At 71.4% G+C, this 16492-nt stretch carries 16 protein-coding genes; 8 read left to right on the top strand and 8 right to left on the bottom strand.

Annotation, left to right across the window (positions count from 1 at the left end; all coding sequences use genetic code 11):
• Window positions 1-25: 25 nt before the first annotated feature.
• From ACFY32_RS18825 to ACFY32_RS18810, 4 genes are all read right to left on the bottom strand, one after another.
• Window positions 26-988 carry a sugar ABC transporter substrate-binding protein gene (locus ACFY32_RS18825; RefSeq protein WP_359200991.1) on the bottom strand — a complete coding sequence of 321 codons (963 nt, stop codon included), beginning with the start codon at window positions 986-988 and terminating at the stop codon, window positions 26-28.
• Between the two features lie 103 nt (window positions 989-1091).
• Window positions 1092-2114: an ABC transporter permease gene (locus tag ACFY32_RS18820; RefSeq protein ID WP_359200989.1), complete on the bottom strand. Its 1023-nt coding sequence runs from the start codon at window positions 2112-2114 to the stop codon at window positions 1092-1094.
• On the bottom strand, window positions 2111-3622 hold the full coding sequence (locus ACFY32_RS18815; protein WP_390674757.1) for a sugar ABC transporter ATP-binding protein: 1512 nt from the start codon (window positions 3620-3622) through the stop codon (window positions 2111-2113). The genes ACFY32_RS18820 and ACFY32_RS18815 overlap by 4 nt, the downstream gene beginning before the upstream one ends.
• A 38-nt stretch (window positions 3623-3660) precedes the next feature.
• The gene (locus tag ACFY32_RS18810) at window positions 3661-4224 is read right to left on the bottom strand and encodes a carboxymuconolactone decarboxylase family protein (protein ID WP_390674756.1); all 564 of its coding nucleotides are present in this window, start codon (window positions 4222-4224) and stop codon (window positions 3661-3663) included.
• Window positions 4225-4456: 232 nt separating this feature from the next.
• Here ACFY32_RS18810 and ACFY32_RS18805 point away from each other — a divergent pair, with 232 nt between their 5' ends.
• The 7 genes from ACFY32_RS18805 to ACFY32_RS18775 all read left to right on the top strand — a co-directional run bounded on the left by ACFY32_RS18805 (window position 4457) and on the right by ACFY32_RS18775 (window position 10919).
• On the top strand, window positions 4457-4867 hold the full coding sequence (locus ACFY32_RS18805) for a cupin domain-containing protein (RefSeq protein WP_359200983.1): 411 nt from the start codon (window positions 4457-4459) through the stop codon (window positions 4865-4867).
• A 286-nt stretch (window positions 4868-5153) separates the two neighbouring features.
• Entirely contained in the window at window positions 5154-5807 is a 654-nt protein-coding gene (locus ACFY32_RS18800; RefSeq protein WP_390674755.1) for a GntR family transcriptional regulator, read from the top strand.
• Between the two features lie 48 nt (window positions 5808-5855).
• A complete protein-coding gene (locus ACFY32_RS18795; RefSeq protein ID WP_390674754.1) occupies window positions 5856-6614 on the top strand; it encodes a PIG-L deacetylase family protein in 759 nt (252 codons plus the stop codon).
• On the top strand, window positions 6614-7309 hold the full coding sequence (locus ACFY32_RS18790; protein WP_390674753.1) for a 4-carboxy-4-hydroxy-2-oxoadipate aldolase/oxaloacetate decarboxylase: 696 nt from the start codon (window positions 6614-6616) through the stop codon (window positions 7307-7309). The genes ACFY32_RS18795 and ACFY32_RS18790 overlap by 1 nt, the downstream gene beginning before the upstream one ends.
• Complete coding sequence (locus ACFY32_RS18785) at window positions 7306-8388, top strand: 4-oxalomesaconate tautomerase (protein WP_390674752.1); 1083 nt, start codon at window positions 7306-7308, stop codon at window positions 8386-8388. The genes ACFY32_RS18790 and ACFY32_RS18785 overlap by 4 nt, the downstream gene beginning before the upstream one ends.
• Window positions 8385-9338, top strand: coding sequence for a VOC family protein (locus tag ACFY32_RS18780; protein WP_359200973.1), 954 nt, complete (start codon window positions 8385-8387; stop codon window positions 9336-9338). Before ACFY32_RS18785 ends, ACFY32_RS18780 begins: the two co-directional genes overlap by 4 nt.
• A 267-nt stretch (window positions 9339-9605) precedes the next feature.
• Complete coding sequence (locus tag ACFY32_RS18775; protein WP_359200971.1) at window positions 9606-10919, top strand: aromatic acid/H+ symport family MFS transporter; 1314 nt, start codon at window positions 9606-9608, stop codon at window positions 10917-10919.
• Window positions 10920-10980: 61 nt separating this feature from the next.
• Here ACFY32_RS18775 and ACFY32_RS18770 read toward each other — a convergent pair whose 3' ends face one another.
• Window positions 10981-11580, bottom strand: a complete 600-nt coding sequence (locus ACFY32_RS18770; protein ID WP_390674751.1) for a DUF305 domain-containing protein — start codon at window positions 11578-11580, stop codon at window positions 10981-10983.
• Entirely contained in the window at window positions 11556-12896 is a 1341-nt protein-coding gene (locus ACFY32_RS18765; protein ID WP_359200967.1) for a DUF1996 domain-containing protein, read from the bottom strand. Before ACFY32_RS18765 ends, ACFY32_RS18770 begins: the two co-directional genes overlap by 25 nt.
• 838 nt (window positions 12897-13734) lie before the next feature.
• On the opposite strand from ACFY32_RS18765, the gene ACFY32_RS18760 reads away from it, so the two are divergent.
• Window positions 13735-14727 carry a LacI family DNA-binding transcriptional regulator gene (locus tag ACFY32_RS18760; protein ID WP_390674750.1) on the top strand — a complete coding sequence of 331 codons (993 nt, stop codon included), beginning with the start codon at window positions 13735-13737 and terminating at the stop codon, window positions 14725-14727.
• A 182-nt stretch (window positions 14728-14909) separates the two neighbouring features.
• On the opposite strand, the gene ACFY32_RS18755 is transcribed toward ACFY32_RS18760, so the two are convergent.
• Both ACFY32_RS18755 and ACFY32_RS18750 read right to left on the bottom strand, forming a co-directional pair.
• Window positions 14910-15065, bottom strand: a complete 156-nt coding sequence (locus tag ACFY32_RS18755; RefSeq protein ID WP_010059700.1) for a hypothetical protein — start codon at window positions 15063-15065, stop codon at window positions 14910-14912.
• A 242-nt stretch (window positions 15066-15307) separates the two neighbouring features.
• Window positions 15308-16294 carry a ferric reductase-like transmembrane domain-containing protein gene (locus ACFY32_RS18750; protein WP_390674749.1) on the bottom strand — a complete coding sequence of 329 codons (987 nt, stop codon included), beginning with the start codon at window positions 16292-16294 and terminating at the stop codon, window positions 15308-15310.
• Window positions 16295-16492 lie beyond the last annotated feature (198 nt).

Here is a 16492-nt window from a genome sequence, read left to right as displayed (position 1 = left end):
CGGGCACCGGTGACCGGTGGGGGCCCTACTTCGGGCAGTACTGGGGAGCCTCGCTCAGGTTGTCCTTGGTGACCAACACAAGTGGAATGTCAGCGATCTTGTCAACACCCTGCTTCTCGTCGAGCAGGCCGATGGTGTTCCTGACCGCGGTCTGCCCGATGGTCATCGCCGAGTTCGCCACGGTGGCGGAGAGGCGGCCGTCCTTCACGGCGGCGACGCCCTCCTCGGTGCCGTTCACGGAGACGATCCTGACGTCCTCGGCGCCGGCGGCGTCGAACGCCTTGCGGACGGCGAAGGCCATCTCCTCGTTGGCGACGAAGGCGTAGTCCAGGCCGGGGTGGGCCTGGATCATGTTCTCGGCGACGTCCTGCGCCTTGGCGGGGTTGAACATGCCGGGCTGGTCGGCGACCACCTCCGCGTTCTTCGGCAGGGCATCCTTGAAGCCGCCCACCAGCAGGTCGGAGGCGGCACCCGGGGCGCCGGCGACGACACCGACCGTCACGTCCTGGCCGGCGGCGTCCTTGCCGATCCATTCGGCGTCCAGGGCGCCGGCCTTCTTCAGGTCGACCACCGCGGCGCCGAGCACGTCGTCCATGTCGGACGTGGCCACGGAGGTCAGATAGATCGGGATGCCCGCGCTCTCGGCCTTGGCCATGTCGCCCTCCAGCGCGTCGACGTTCACGGTCTGGACGATCAGGGCGTCCACGTTCCGGGAGATCATGTCCTCGATGTTGGACAGCTCGGTCCCGGCGTCCTGTTTGGAGTTGGCCGAGTAGACCTTGGCGTCCTGCGCCTCGGCCTCCTGCTCGACCGCCTTGAGCAGACACGTGTGGAAGTGCGTGTTGGAGCCGTTGACGAAGCCGAGGGAGACGGAGCCGTCGGCGGCGCCCCCGCTGTCGTTCTGCGTGCCGCAGCCGGAGAGCACCAGGGCTGCGACGCCGGCGAGCGAGGCCGCGGCGGCGCGGCGGGACCGGGTGAAGGGCTTCATGGGGTGGGCCTTTCCTGCGTCGTTGAAGAGAAGGTGCCTGCGTGGGGGACGCGCCGGGAGGGAGATGCGCGCAGGCGGCGGCCGTTCGCTGTCGGGTACGGCGCTAATGGCCGGGTGCGGACCTGCGCTGGAACTCGTTGACGACCGCCGCGACCAGCAGGACGCCGCCGGTGACGACGAGCTGGTAGTTGCTGTTGACCTGGAGGAGGTTCAGGGCGTTGCCGACGACGCCCAGCAGGATCACGCCGAAGACGGTGCCGACGATGGTGCCGTGGCCGCCGGCGAGCGCGGTGCCGCCGATGACCACCGCGGCGACGGCGGTCAACTGGGTCTGCAGGCCCGCGGTGTTGGGGGCGGCGGCGCCGAGCCGGGAGAGCAGCATCAGGCCGGCCAGTCCCGCCAGCACACCGGCGAGCGCGTACAGGGCGAGCTTGCGGGCGTTCACGTCGATGCCGCTGAGCCGGGCGACGTGCTCGTTGCCGCCCATGGCGAAGGCGTCGCGGCCGAAGGTGGTGAACCGCATGGTCACGCCGGTCAGCGCCAGGACCAGCACCGCCACGACGGTCAGGTAGGGCACCCCCACGACCTCGTCGTTCCCGAGCGCGGACATCCTGTCTCCGATGGTGACGCTCATGCCGTTCAGAACGAGCAACGCGACGCCGTCGAGAAGCATCGCGGAGGCCAGGGTGGCGACGAACGGGGCGACCCGGGTGTAGGTCACCACCAGCCCGTTGACCAGGCCGATCAGGGTGGCCAGGGCCAGGCAGACGACCACGACGGCGGGCGTGGACCAGCCGCCGTCCAGGAGCTGGGCGCCGACGCACAGGGTGACGGCGGCGTTGCCGCCCATGGAGAAGTCCATGCCGCCGGCGGTCATCAGCAGGGTCAGCCCGGCCGCGATGACGGCGTTCACGCTGACCTGCCGCAGCACGTTGAGCAGGTTCTGCGAGGAGGTGAACGCGTCGGCCTGGACGGCGGTGAACAGGCAGACCAGGACCAGGACCAGGATCAGGCCGCCGTGCGGGACGCGCAGCGGGTTCCGGACCCCGGGACGCAGGGCCCCCGAGCGCTGGGGCGGCCCGCCGGCCGCGGTGTCCGGGGAGGCGGAGGGGGTCTTGAGGCTCACTGCGGTCGACCTCCGAGTGCGGTCGCGACGAGCTCGTCACGGGTGATGGCGGTGATGTCGTGTTCGGCGACGGTGCGGCCGGCGCTCACGACGACGACCCGGTCGGCCAGGCGCATGACCTCCTCGGCGGAGGAGGAGGCCAGCAGGACGGCCACGCCGCGGGCGGCGAGGTCGTCGACGAGGGCGTGGATGTCGGCCATGGCGGCGACGTCCACGCCGTTGGTGGGGTCCTCCAGGAAGCAGGCGACCGGTTCGGTCTCCAGCCACTTGCCGAGCAGGACCTTCTGCTGGTTGCCGCCGGACAGCGAACCGACCGGCGGGTTGCCGGTGAGGGCGACCACACCGTAGGCGTCGCGGACCGGGGCGGCACGGCGGGCGAGGTGGGCGGCCCGGTGCCAGCGGCGGCGGGCGAAGCGGTCGCCGGCCAGCATCAGGTTCTCGTCGACCGTCATGCCCTGGACCAGACCGAGCGAGCGGCGGTCGCCGGTGACGCAGCGCAGGCCGCTGGCGAGGGAGGCCGGGACGCGGCCGAAGGGCACGGCGCGGCCGTCGACGCGCACCTCTCCGGCGTCCGGGCGCCGCCGTCCCGACAGCAGGTCGAACAGGCGGGACTGGGCGTCGCCGGCGGGGCCGAGGACGGCGACGATCTCGCCCTTGCGCACCTCGACGGTGAAGTCCCGGATGGCACGGCCCTGGGTGAGCCCGCGGACGACGAGGCCGTGTTCGTCCTTGGGCGCGGGGCGCTCGGGGCGGGTGGAGACCACGTCCCGGCCGACCATGCCGCGCACCAGCGAGGCGCGGTCCAGCTCCGCGGCCGGGGCGCTGCGGACCAGGCCGCCGTCCCTGAGGACGGTGACGCGGTCGGCGAGGGACATGACCTCGTCGATGTAGTGCGAGATGTAGACGACGGCGACGCCCTCGTCCCGCAGGGTCCGCACCAGGGCGCGGACCCGGCCGGCGTCCTGGGCGCTCAGACAGGCCGTCGGCTCGTCGAGGATCAGCACCTTCCCGCCGCGGCGGACCTCGCGGGCCACCTCGACCATGGTCTGCTCGGCGACGGTGAGGGTGCCCGCGATCCTGTCCACGTCGATGTCGATGCCGAGCCCGGACAGTGCCTCGCCGGACCGGGCGCGGACCGCCTTCCAGTGGACGGCGCCGGCCCGGGTCGGCAGGTCGCCGAGCATGATGTTCTCGGCGACGGTGAGGCCCATGGCCAGTTCGCGCCGTTGCGGCACCGAGGAGATGCCGAGTCCGCGGGCCTTGCGCACGGTCAGCCCCGGATGGCGCTGTCCGCCGATGCCGATGGTGCCGGAGTCGGGCTGGTGGACGCCGCACAGGACCTGCACCAGCGTGGACTTGCCGGCGCCGTTCATGCCCATCAGGGCGTGGATCTCGCCGGGGTACAGGTCGAGGTCGACGCCTTTGAGCGCGGCGGCGCCGCCGAAGCTCTTGGTGACGCCCCGTACCCGGACGACGGCCTCGGGCGGCGCGGGTTTCCGGGGGCTCACCGCGGTGCCTCCTTCCGGCCCCGGGTCCGTCAGGCTGCTCACCGCCGGGCCCCGTCGGCGTCCGGGGTGACCCGGCCGTAGCCGCGTACGTCCGGGAAGGGCGGCTCCTTGTCGGCCTGGAGGTCCACCTGGAAGGCGTTCAGACACATGCCGAGCATGGTGAAGTTGCCGAGCGCGCCGATGGTGTCGACCAGGCCCCTGGCCCCGAAGTGCGCCAGGGCGGCGGCGAAGGTGTCGTCGGAGACGAAGTGCTCCTCGAGGATCTCGCGGCAGAACCGGTAGAACGCCCGGTCCGCGGCGTCCTCGAAGACCGCGTCGCGCTTCTCGGCGACGGCCTTGACGGCGGCCTCCGGGACACCGGCCTCGATCGCCTGGCGCACATGCGCGTTCCACGAGTACTGGGCGTCCCAGTTGCGGGCCGCCATCAGCAGGGCCAGCTCGCGCAGGTGCTCGGGGAGGCTGCAGTCGAAGCGGGCGAACGCGCCGAGGGACTCGGCCCGCTCGCACATCTCCGGGCTGTGCAGCCACACCCGGAAGGGACCTCGGACCGCGCCGCGGCGGCCGGCGATACGGGCGGCCAACTCCTTCTGCCGCTGGTCCATTTGATCTTCGGTGAGAACGGGGAGCCTCATCTGGCCGATACCTGCCTTCTCTTTCCGGCGTGTTTCCGCCACGGGTCGAAGCCCTGCGGTGACAGGTGACGGTACAGCCGGGCGAAAGATGCTCACCCCTCCCGGAGCGCAAGGTAAACCTGCATGCCCGAGGGCATCCGTGCGCACCGGGGACGACCTAACGTCGGTCGACGCATCACGTCGAAGTGGAAGGAACCCCTGGATGACCACCATCGTCAAGGCCGCGTCCGTGCCCCTTCTCGACCGGGGCGGGGCGGTCGTCACGACACCGCTGATCACCACGTCGTCGGCGGGCGGGGAGAACCGCATCACCAGCGGCATGAGCGTGTATCCGGTGGGTTCCGGGGCGCCGATGCACTCGCACAACTGCGACGAGCACGTGACGATCCTGGACGGTGAGGCGGAGGTGTGGGTGAACGGCGAGGTGACGAAGCTGGAACGGTACGACACCACGTACATCCCCGCTCCGGTCCCCCACCTGTTCCGCAATGCCGGCGACACACCGCTGCGGATCTTGTGGGTGTACTCCTCGGGCCATGTGACCCGAACGTTCACGGAGACCGGCAGGACGGTGGAGCACCTGTCGGCCGAGGACCGGATGGGCCGCGACTGAGCCGGCCGACCCACGCGAAGCCGTCCCGGTGACCGCGTCACGCGGCGGCTTGGCTTCCCGTGTCGCCAGGGTGACGGGCCGCAAGAGCCGGCCGCCGGCACCGTACGCCCGTTCCGCATCGCCCTGCTGGAGCCGACCGCCCTGGACGGCCCGAACACGCTGCGGCGACGGCGCCACCACCGCCGCCCGCCGTGACTCGCCCCACCCGGGAAAAGTGAGAACAGAATCGTTGACAATTCTGTTCACCTGGATTTAGCGTCGACAGGCACTCACTCAGGGAGGGCAGATGCCGAAGGAAGCCCGTCCAGGCTCCGGAGAGCAGGCCAAGCAGTACGCGCTGGAGCGGCTCAGGAAGGCGATCCTGCGGGGCGAGATGGCGCCGGCCCAGCGGCTGGTGGAGAACGAGCTCGCCGAGAGCTACGGCGTCACGCGGGCCAGCGTGCGTGCCGCACTGCTCGACCTGACCTCCGAAGGGCTGGTCGAGCGGGTCCGCAACCGCGGTTCGCGGGTGCGGGTGGTGACGGTCGAGGAGGCCGTGGAGATCACGGAGTGCCGGATGGCGCTGGAAGGGCTGTGCGCGGGCAAGGCGGCGACCGAGGCCACCGACGCGCAGCTCGACGAGCTGGCCGACCTGGGCAAGGCCATGTCCAGGGCGGTCTCCGACGGCGATCCGGTCACCTACTCCGAACGCAACCAGGACCTCCACGCCCTGATCCGGGACGCCTCCGGCCGGCACACGGCCGTCGGTCTCCTGGAGCGGCTCAACGCCCAACTGGTGCGCCACCGCTTCCACTTGGCGCTGCGGCCGGGCCGTCCGCAGCAGTCCCTGAGTGAGCACCTGGCCGTGATCGAAGCGATCAGGGCCAGGGACCCGCAAGCGGCCGAGACGGCCGTCCGCGCCCACCTCAGCAGCGTGATCGACGCCCTGCGCGCCGACTGAAACGCGCTCCTGGGGCGGGTGCGGCACCTGTCACCAAGGAGATGCAGCATGACCCACGGCAACGGCGCACCCGCCGCCACTCCGCCCCGATCGACCCTCGTCGTCACCGCGCACGCCGGGGACTTCGTGTGGCGGGCGGGCGGAGCCATCGCCCTGGCCGCCTCCCGGGGCGAAAAGGTCACCATCGCGTGCCTGACCTTCGGCGAGCGCGGCGAGTCGGCCAAGGCGTGGCGGGAGGGCAAGAAGCTGGAGGAGATCAAGGCGATACGCCGGGAGGAGGCGGAGAAGGCCGCCGCCGTCCTCGGCGCCGAGGTCCGCTTCTTCGACGCCGGCGACTACCCGCTCGTCGCCACGGCCGAGCTGACCGACCAGCTCGTCGCCGTCTACCGGGAGACGCAGCCGGACGCCGTCCTCACCCACCCCACCGAGGACCCGTACAACGGCGACCACCCGGCCGCCAACCGCATGGCCCTGGAGGCCCGCGTCCTGGCCCAGGCCATCGGCTACCCCGGCGAGGGCGGCATCATCGGCGCCCCGCCCGTCTTCTACTTCGAGCCCCACCAGCCGGAGATGAGCGGCTTCAGGCCCGAGGTGCTGCTCGACATCACCGAGGTGTGGGAGACCAAGCGCAAGGCCATGGAGTGCCTCGGCGCCCAGCAGCACCTGTGGGACTACTACACCGACCTCGCCGTACGCCGCGGCGTGCAGCTCAAGCGCAACGCCGGCCCCAACCTGGGCCTCGCCCACAGGACCATGGCCGAGGCGTACATGCGGCCCTACCCGCAGATAGCGAAGGAGCTCGCCTGATGCCCGGCGTGATCGTCACCGACCCGCCCAAGGCCGAGGCGGAGGACGTCGCCGCGCTCGCCGGCTACGGAACGGCCACCGTCGGTGAGGCCATGGGCCGCACCGGCTTCCTCGGCACGCGTCTGCGCCCGATCCAGCGAGGTGTCCGGGTGGCGGGCACCGCGGTCACGGTGCTGTGCTGGCCCGGCGACAACCTCATGATCCACGCGGCGGTGGAGCAGTGCGGCGAGGGCGACATCCTCGTCGTCACCACCACCTCGCCGTGCACGGACGGCCTGTTCGGCGAGCTGTTCGCCACGGCCCTCGCCCGGCGCGGGGTCCGTGGCGTCGTCCTGAACACCGGTATCCGCGACACCGCCGAACTGCGCGCGATGGGCTTCCCCGCCTGGTCCGCCGCCGTCAGCCCGCAGGGCACGGTCAAGGCGACCGGCGGCAGCGTGAACGTACCGATCGTGATCGGCGGCCAGGTGATCCGCCCCGGTGATGTGATCGTCGCCGACGACGACGGCGTGGTGGTCGTCCCGCGCGAGCGCGCCCGCGACACCGCCGAGGCGTCCGAGGCCCGCGAGCGGAAGGAGGCCGGGGCCCGCGCCGCCTTCCTGGAGGGGCAACTGGGCCTGGACCGCTACGGGCTGCGGGAGACGCTCACCCGCCTCGGGGTGACCTACCGCTCGTACGAGGAGGCCCAATCGTGACCGGCCCCGTGGGGCTCCGCTGCATGCTGATGCGCGGCGGCACCTCCAAGGGCGCCTACTTCCTGGCAGCCGACCTGCCTGCCGAAGCGGCCGTCCGCGACGAGCTGCTGCTGCGGGTCATGGGCAGCCCGGACCCGCGCCAGATCGACGGCCTCGGCGGTGCCCACCCGCTCACGAGCAAGGTCGCGGTGGTGTCCCCGTCGGCCGACCCCGAGGCCGACGTCGACTACCTCTTCCTCCAGGTCGCCGTGGACGAGGCGGAGGTCTCGGACCGCCAGAACTGCGGCAATCTGCTCGCCGGGGTCGGCCCGTTCGCTGTCGAGCGCGGACTCGTACGCGCGGGCGGCAGCGAGACAACCGTGCGCATCCGCATGGTGAACTCCGGTGACTTCGCCACGGCGACGTTCCCGACCCCTGACGGCCGCGTCGACTACAGCGGCGACACGGCAATCTCCGGGGTCCCCGGGTGCGCCGCCGCCGTCGTCATCGGATTCCCGCCGCGCAGAGGGCGGCTGCTGCCCACCGGGAACGTGCGCGACACGGCCGCCGGCACCGAGGTCACGTGCGTCGACAACGGCATGCCGACCGTCCTGATCCCGGCCGAGGCCCTCCAGGTCACCGGCCGGGAGGACCCGAAGGACCTGGAGAGGAACCAGGAACTGACCGCCCGGCTCCACGAGATACGGCTTGCGGCCGGTCACCTGATGGGACTCGGCGACGTCACGGACACCACCGTCCCCAAGCTCACCCTCCTCTCACCGCCCCGCCACGGCGGCGCCGTCACCACCCGCACCTTCATCCCGGCCCGTGTGCACCCCTCCATCGGTGTCCTGGGCGCCGCCGGCGTGGCGGCCGGGCTGCGGATCGAGGGCAGCGTCGCGCACGGCATCGCGGCCCTCCCCGAAGACGGTGACCGGCTCCGCATCGAGCACCCCAGCGGATTCACAGACATCGAGAGCAGCATCGACCCCGCCCCCGAAGACGGCCCCAGAGCCCGTCGCACCGCCGTCGTCCGCACCGCCCGCAAGATCTTCGACGGCACCGTCTTCCCCGTACCACCCACAGGAGGTCGCTCATGACCCCGCCTCTCGGCGACATCGCCCACATCGGCCACGCCCAGATGTTCACTCCGGACCTGGACGCCTCCGTCGCCTTCTTCACCGACTTCCTGGGCCTGACCGTCAACGGCCAGGACGGCGACACCGTCTACTTGCGGACCTTCGACGACTACGAGCACCACAGCCTCGTCCTCACCGCCCGCGATCAGCCCGGCCTCGGCCGCCTCGCCCTGCGCACCTCCGGCGAGGAGGCGCTCCGGCGCCGGGTGCGGGCCGTCGAGGCGGCGGGCGGCACCGGAAAGTGGACCGAGGACGAGCCCGGTCTCGGCCGGCTCTACGTCACCACCGACCCGGACGGCCACGAACACGCCCTGTACTGGGAGAGCGAGCACTACCAAGCCCCGCCGGCGCTCAAGCCCGCTCTCAAGAACCAGCCACAGGCGAAACCCAACCGCGGCGTCGGCGTCCGCCGCCTGGACCACATCAACTTCCTCGCCGCCGACGTCCTCGCCAACGCCGAGTGGCAGGAACAGCTCCTCGGCGCCCGCCCCACCGAGCAGATCCGGCTCGACTCCGGCGAGATCGCGGCACGCTGGCTGACGTACACCGACAAGTCGTACGACGTCGTCTACACGTCCGACTGGACCGGCAGCCAGGGCCGCCTGCACCACATCGCCTTCGCCACCGACACCCGCGAGGACATCCTGCGCGCCGCCGACCTCGCCATCGACACCGGCGTCTTCATCGAGACGGGACCGCACAAGCACGCCATCCAGCAGACGTTCTTCCTCTACGTCTACGAACCCGGCGGCAACCGCGTCGAACTCTGCAACCCGCTCACCCGCCTCGTCCTCGCTCCCGACTGGCCGCTCATCACCTGGACCGAGGAGGAGCGCAAGAACGGCCAGGCATGGGGCCTGAAGACCATCGAGTCCTTCCACACGCACGGCACGCCCCCCGTGCGGCCTTGATCCGATCCGCCCTCCGGCCCCGGGGACGGCGCACCCGCACCCCGGGGCTTAATTGTTGCCTAAATTGTCAACAAAAGCGTTGACGTAGCGGGAGTGGCTTCTTAACGTCTACGCCACAGCGAGCTCGGCTCCCCGCGCGGAGTCCGCAGCTCAGGGGCACGCTCCGCCCGTCCTCCCCACCCGGCCGCGCGAGCCGCACCGGCCCCACTGCCCTTGCAGCCAGGGACCACGGCCCTGTCCTGACGTCCCGCACGAGAGGAAACAACGATGTCCTCCTCCGCCACCTCCCCGCTCGCCCAGGCGACCGGGACAGCGACCCGCCGCAGCCGCACCGCCGTCATCGCCCTGTGCTGGGGACTCGTCCTCCTCGACGGCATCGACACGTTCATCTACGGCTCCGTGCTTCCGAAGATGCTCGGCGGCCACAGCCTCGGCCTCACCCCCGATCTCGCGGGCACGATCGGCAGTTACGCCAACTTCGGCATGCTGCTCGGCACGATCCTGTCCGGCATGGCCTCGAACTGGACCGGCCGTCGCGTCACCGTCTTCCTCAGCGTCGCGATCTTCACCCTCGCCACGCTGGGCACCGGCTGGTCCCAGTCCTCGGGCCAGTTCGGCTTCTTCCGCTTCGTGTGCGGCTTCGGCCTCGGCGCGCTGCTGCCGATCGCGATCTCGTACGGCATGGAGTTCACCTCGCGCGGCCGACGCGCCCTCGCCACCGGCATCATCATGACCGCCCACCAGACCGGCGGCGCCCTGGCCCCGCTGATCACGCTCTGGCTGGTCGACGACCACGGCTGGCGGACGGCCTTCGTCGCCTCCGCGCTGCCCGCTCTGATCCTGCTTCCGGTCGCCGTCAAGCTGCTGCCCGAGTCGCCCACCAACCTGCTCACCCGCGGCCGCCGCGCCGACGCCGAGCTGCTCGCCGCCGCCTACGGCACCGAACTGGCCGAGCCGAAGGCGAACGGCGGGGACAAGCTGGACGCGCTGAAGAACCTCTTCCGCAACCGCCAGTGGTCCACCACCCTGTGCTTCTGGCTGACATCCTTCGCGGGCCTGCTCCTGGTCTACGGAGTCGGCCAGTGGCTGCCGAAGATCATGGTCGAGCTGGGTTACGACACCGGCGACTCGCTGCTCTTCTCGACGTTCCTGAACGTCGGCGGCATCTGCGGCATGCTCATCGCCGGCCGCACCGCCGACCGCATCGGTCCGCGCAAGGTCGTCATCGCCTGGTTCGTCCTGACCGCCGTCTTCGTCTACCTCATGGGCGTCAAGATGTCGGTCGGCGTCCTGTACACGGTGGTCTTCTTCGCCGGGCTGCTGCTCTTCTCCGGCCAGACCATGGTCTACGCGGCGGTCGGCACCCACCACAACGACGAGGACCGCCCCACCGCCCTCGGCTGGGTCTCCGGCATGGGCCGTTTCGGCGCCATCTTCGGCCCGTGGATCGGCGGCGCCCTCATCGAGGCGGGCAACGCCGACATCGGCTTCACCATGTACGCCTGCGCCGCGCTCTTCGGCGCGCTCATGATGACCGCGGCCGCCCTCACCATCAGGACGCGCACGGCCGCGAAGGTCTGACCGCGGGACGGCACCGACGAGGAGCCGTTCCCGGTACTCAGCCGCACTTCCACCGGGTTCTTCACGTCCGGGCCGGGCGACGCGTGCCGGAAGTGTTCCTTCCCGGCACCGGCAAGGCGTCGAGCCGGGTGATCTGCCGGGCCGCGCTCCTCTCGATGGCGGCGGCGAGATCCTGCGCCCGCTCGGCGCTCCCTGACGTGCGTTCACTCGCGCACAGCATGCGGACCTGGACCAGATGGGCCCGCAGACTCCCGGTGAAGAGGCGGTCGAAGTTCTCCCCCGTCGCCGTCCTCGCCCTGCGCACCGTGTCGAGCGTGACCATGCCCGGCATGTCGTGCCCCTCGTGGGGGCGGGTGTCGGGAACACCCGAGACCTCCAGCAGCTCGCGCAGGTCGCCGAGTTCGTCCCTCAGTCTCCTTCCCGCCTCCTCGGCCCACGCGGCCACGGTCGCGTGACCGGCGCGGGCGGGCGCCAAGTCGATGAGCAGCGAGGCCCGTTCGTCCATGGGGATCACCAACTGGAGCCAGGCCGTGTCGGTGTCGTTGAAGGCGGCGGACGCGGTCCCGTCGGTCGCCGGCCGCGAGGCGCAGCCGGCGACCGCCAGGCCCAGGAGCAGGGCGGCCGCCGTCCGCCGGGTCAGAACGTACCGGCGGAGTTGCACTTGGCGCTCTGCACGATGCAGTCCTTCACACGCTGCCCGAGGGCCGCGGTGTCCCAGGCGTTGAAGAAGTCACCATGGATGGACGAGGCCATGCCCGACGCGAGGCTGAACCCGTCGGCGCTCCCGCTGGTCGGGTAGCTGATGACGAACGACACCGAGGGGATGGCGACCGGGTAGGCGCCGCTGCACTTGCCGTCGTAGGTGAAGGCGACGTGCGACTTGTGGTCCGGGCTGTCGAGGTGCTTGCCGTCCCAGCAGTCCGGGAAGACGAGCTGGTACACCAGCTTGGCGGTGGGGGCGCACCGCGGCCAGTTGCCGTCGGCGCTGCGGCCGGTCTCGCCGCCGGGTCCGGCGCACCAGAACTGGTTGGGCGAGCCGGCCGGGGTGGCCACCTGCGACTTGGCGTTGCCCGCGATCATGCGGAAGCCCTGCGGGAAGGGCACGGTCGCCGTGGGGTCGGGCAGCCGCGACCCGTAGTAGACGATCATTCCGTCGGGTTCGACCGCCTTGCCTCGCTCGTAGAGCGTGGGTATCCAGTACGCCGAGAGGTCCTTGGCGGGTGTGCAGGTCGTGCCCGTGTTGCCCAGCAGGCTCTGGGTGGTGGTGAACGCGTCGGTGCTCTTGTTGCCGAAGAAGCTGTGCATGTGGGACGCGCCGGGCAGGCCGGGGGCGACGATCGGGTCGTCCGGCGCGGAGTGGCTGTAGGTGCAGGTGGCGTTGAACTCGGGGACGCGCACGGCGTTGGCGGGCACCGGCGCCGGGGTCATCGCCCGGAACTGGGTGAGCTGGGCCTGCCACTTGGTCTGGTCGACGTCGACCCAGCCCGGCGCGGGCTCGTCGCCGCCGCCGACGAACGAGAACCAGTTGATGTTGACGAAGTCGCCGGGCGTGGTGCTGCGCAGCACCGCGAACACGGTCTGCGGGCCGGTCGGGTGGGTGGTGACGTCGGCGCTGCGCGTCGCCCAGGTCTGCCAGCCGCCGGTGGGGCCGGTCTGGACCACGGCGAGCAGGGGGCCGGTCAGCGAACCGGTGCGCAGTTCGACGGACCCGCTGCCCGTGGCGGCGGCGATGCGCGCCGACACCGTCAGGCGGCCGGCGGGGCCGAGGTCGACCTGGTCGAAGCGCATCCAGTCGCCGTCGGCGAGGTAGGCGGCGTTCTGCCCGCCGCCCATGTCGGCGGTCGTCTCCAGGGTGACGCCGGACTGTGCCGCGTAGGACTCGGCCTGGACGGTGACGGTGGCGGCCCGCGCCGCGGGGGCGCCGAGGGTGAGACCGAGGGCCGCGGCCAGGGCGATCGCCAGGGCACCGGCCAACACGGTACAGAGGGGTAAGGGGTGTCTGCGCATGTCACTTCCTCATCGGAGGGGGTGGGGCGTCGTGCGGCTGCGGTCCGGCCCGGAACCGGGGTGTCCGGGCGGACCTGACAAGGGGGCCGGTGCCAACTGCGCTGCCGGCACACGCGCACGTGGTCGACGAGCGGCCGGGACGGGGACGGCGTCGACGCGTCGGCCGAGCCGGGCCGGCCGCCGCCGGCCGCGAGGTCGCGGATCACGCGGTGCGGGTGGTGGAAGGTCCAGGGTCCGCACGCGCCCACCACCTGGTCCTTGCCCAGGGTGAACGCGGTGCGCCCGTCGAGGCCGGGGACGAGGCCCCGGGGTCGCCACTGCTCCACCGCGGGTCGGGGAGGGCGCCGGACCAGCGCGTGGCCGGGTTGCAGGCGACGGCTCCCGGCGCGATGAACGGGTCCTCGGGAGCGGGCAGGCTGACGAGGACGAGCGGGGGGGGCCGCGACCAGGACGGGTACGCCGAAGCGGCGAAGCAGGGGATGCACACGGGCGACTCCTCAAGGGGGGAAGAGTGAGGGAGCGCTCCCTGAGGGGTGAGAATGGGCCGGTGTCAGTGACCTGTCAAGGCTTTCGGCAACAGGCCGGTAACAGCCTCGACGCATGTGCCGCGGGTCGGGGAACGGTTCCTGAGATCCACTGCGGCGGTGCGCGCGACGCCGCCGACCGGACCGGGAGACAGGCCGGTTGAAGCGAGAAACCGGCAACCAGGCGCACGGTAGGCGTCGTTGACAGGCGGATCGGGCCGAGGTCATCCTGGGAGGAAAACGCTCCCTAGAATCGACGACCGGGCACCGGTGATCGGAAGGCGATGAAACGACCCACGCTTGCGGTGGTCGCCGCCCGAGCCGGTGTGTCCAAGTCGAGCGTCTCCCGGGTCGTCAACGGGGAGACCACCGTCGCGCCGGAGATCCGGGACGTCGTCATGCAGGCGGTGCGGGAACTCGGCTACGTGCCGAACGCCGCCGCCCGCAACCTGGTCACCCGCCGCACGGACGCCGTGGCCGTGGTCGTCTCCGACCCGCCCAAAGGCGTGGTCTCCGACGACCCGCTGTTCTCCACCGTGGTGCGCACCGTCAGCCGGGAGCTGGAGGCCGTCGGCAGACGCGTGGTGCTGATCCTCGCCGAGTCCGACGAGAGCCGGACCCGGGTGGAGCGCTACGTGGCGGGGGGCCACGTGGACGGAGTGATGCTCGTGGCCCTGCACGGCGCCGACCCCCTGCCGGCCGCGCTCGCTCGCATGGGCCTGCCCGTCGCGTCCTTCAACCGCACCGCCGCCACGGACGTCCCGTACGTGGCTCTGGACAACGCGGGAGGTGCGGAGCTGGCCGTACGGCACCTGCTGGAGCGGGGCAGACGCCGGATCGCCACGATCACCGGGCCGCTGGACCTGTACGAGTCGCGGGAACGGCTGGAGGGGTACCGCGCGACGCTGCGGGACACCGGCCGCCGCTCGATCGTCGCGCTGGGCGACTTCACGCGGGTGTCGGGCGCGGAGGCCATGCGGCAGCTCATGGAGGACGACCCGGGCGTCGACGCGGTGTTCGCGGCCAACGACCTCATGGCCATCGGGGCGCTGCGCACCCTGCACCAGGCGGGCCGCCGGGTCCCCGACGACGTGGCCGTGGTCGGGTTCGACGACATCGAGGCCGCCGCCTACACCACTCCCGCGCTCACCTCGGTGCGCAGTTCCATGGCCGACCAGGCCACCGCGACGGTGCGCCTGCTGCTGGCGCTGATCGAGGGCGGCCCCAGGAAGCCGGTGATCATGCCGAACGAACTCGTGGTCCGCGAGTCCACCTGAACTGCCGTACGGCGGTTACGTACAGCGCGCATGTCGTCGCGCAGGGTGAGACCCTGGATGTGGAGCCGAGCAGCGAAGTTACGCGCGACGTAGCGGCGACGAGACAGGGCCAGGGGCGGCGCATGGCCCCGCCCCTGTGGTTCCCACCTGCCTCTTCGGCCGGTTGGTGAGACGCCCCGGCTCTAGAAGAAATGCTTGCGTCCACCGACCGCGCGACCGGTCGCACCCAGAATCCACAGGATGGCGCCGACCAGAATGAGGATGCCACCGATCGTCGTCAGCAGACCCATGCCGACGAGCAGGCCGATGATCAGCAGAATCAGCCCAAGAATGATCATTTCAAAACCCCATCGTCATTTCCGGCTCAGGCACGTGCGCGTACTCGCTCCACGAGGGCCTGAGCACGTCCCTTCGTTGGCAGGTCCCGCCAGCTCTGGCTGCCAGGACCTCGGTGCGATAGCCCTTGTGCCCGGCCACACGACGTTCACGCACTCCATCGAAACTTCGTTCAGTACACCCTTCCCTCGACGGTACTCCCGGAGGCGCTGGGCGGCAGCCCCTACGGGGACGGGACCGCCCGTCAGTCCGTCTCCTGGGCGTGGGGGGTGGCCGCGGGCGGCTCGGCCGGGCGGTCCCGTCCGCCGTCCCGGCCGGACACCACCACGATGACCAGCCCGACGACGACGGCCCCGGCGATGACGCGCCCGACCGCGCGTGCCCACCAGGCCGGACGGGCCGCGCCCGTCGCCCCACTCGGCGGGCCCAGCCGTTCGACCCGGCGGGCGGGTCGCAGCAGACGGAGCAACAGCAGGGCGGCGACGGGCAGTTGCAGCAGCCACAGGACGGTGCGCGGCCACTGCCCGTACCAGACGTTGGTGCCGTAGAGCAGGGTGTGCCACACGCTGAGCACGTAGACGACGATCACGAAGCGGTGCAGCTTGCGCCAGGTGTTCGCGCCGATGCGGTGGCGGACGTAGAACAGCAGGCCGAGAGGGATCGCCAGGTAGAGGGCGCCCTGTCCGAGCGGGATGGCGATCCGGCCGGTGCCGGAGTCGTACCAGCCGGGCACGAAGGTGTCGGCGAAGCCCACCCACAGCCGCTCGGCCCAGTCCACCTTGGTCTCGTAGCGTACGAGTTCCGCGGCGAACATCAGCGCGTGCGCGAACATCAGCGCCATCGTCGTCAGGCTCGTGGTGCGGTGCCAGCGCTCCAGTACCTGCCGGGAGGCCGGCAGCCGGGCGGGGCGCGGCCCCGACAGCAGCAGGCCGAGCATGACCGTGCCCCACGCCCACAGCAGCCCCGACCAGCCGAAAGCCTGGCTGAGCAGATACATCCAGTAGGTGTGGGCATCGTCCATGAACGGCATGACCGCGACCGTGTCCGAAGCACCCGACTCCATGCGCGTCCACAGCAACGCGAACACCAGCGCCGTGACCACCACCGCCGCGGAGGCGTCGGGCAGGGCGGAGCGCAGATCGTCGCGCAGCGCGACGCGGTCACCGGGAGGCCGTCGCCGTCCGGGCGGGACCGCCGTCCCGTCCTCGTCCGGCCTGGTGTCTGACGGCATCGGTCGCCTCCCGGGCACGGGCCACCGCGGCAGGGGTGCGCGTGTGTCGTGGGGCGACAAGTCTGACTGATGCGGCGGCGGTCCCCAGAGGTGCTAACCGGCCAGACCCGCCCGTCACGGCAGTCGCGGGCGGGACACATCTGATTCCGCCTTCCCTCCACTTTCAGGACAACCGCCGAAGCCCCTCTGTCGCAGGAA

The sequence above is a fragment of the Streptomyces sp. NPDC000134 genome, assembly GCF_042899225.1.
Taxonomy (GTDB): Bacteria; Actinomycetota; Actinomycetes; order Streptomycetales; family Streptomycetaceae; genus Streptomyces.
The sequence above is the reverse complement of the archived record's forward strand: the minus strand, read 5'-3'. Positions and strand labels throughout refer to the sequence as shown.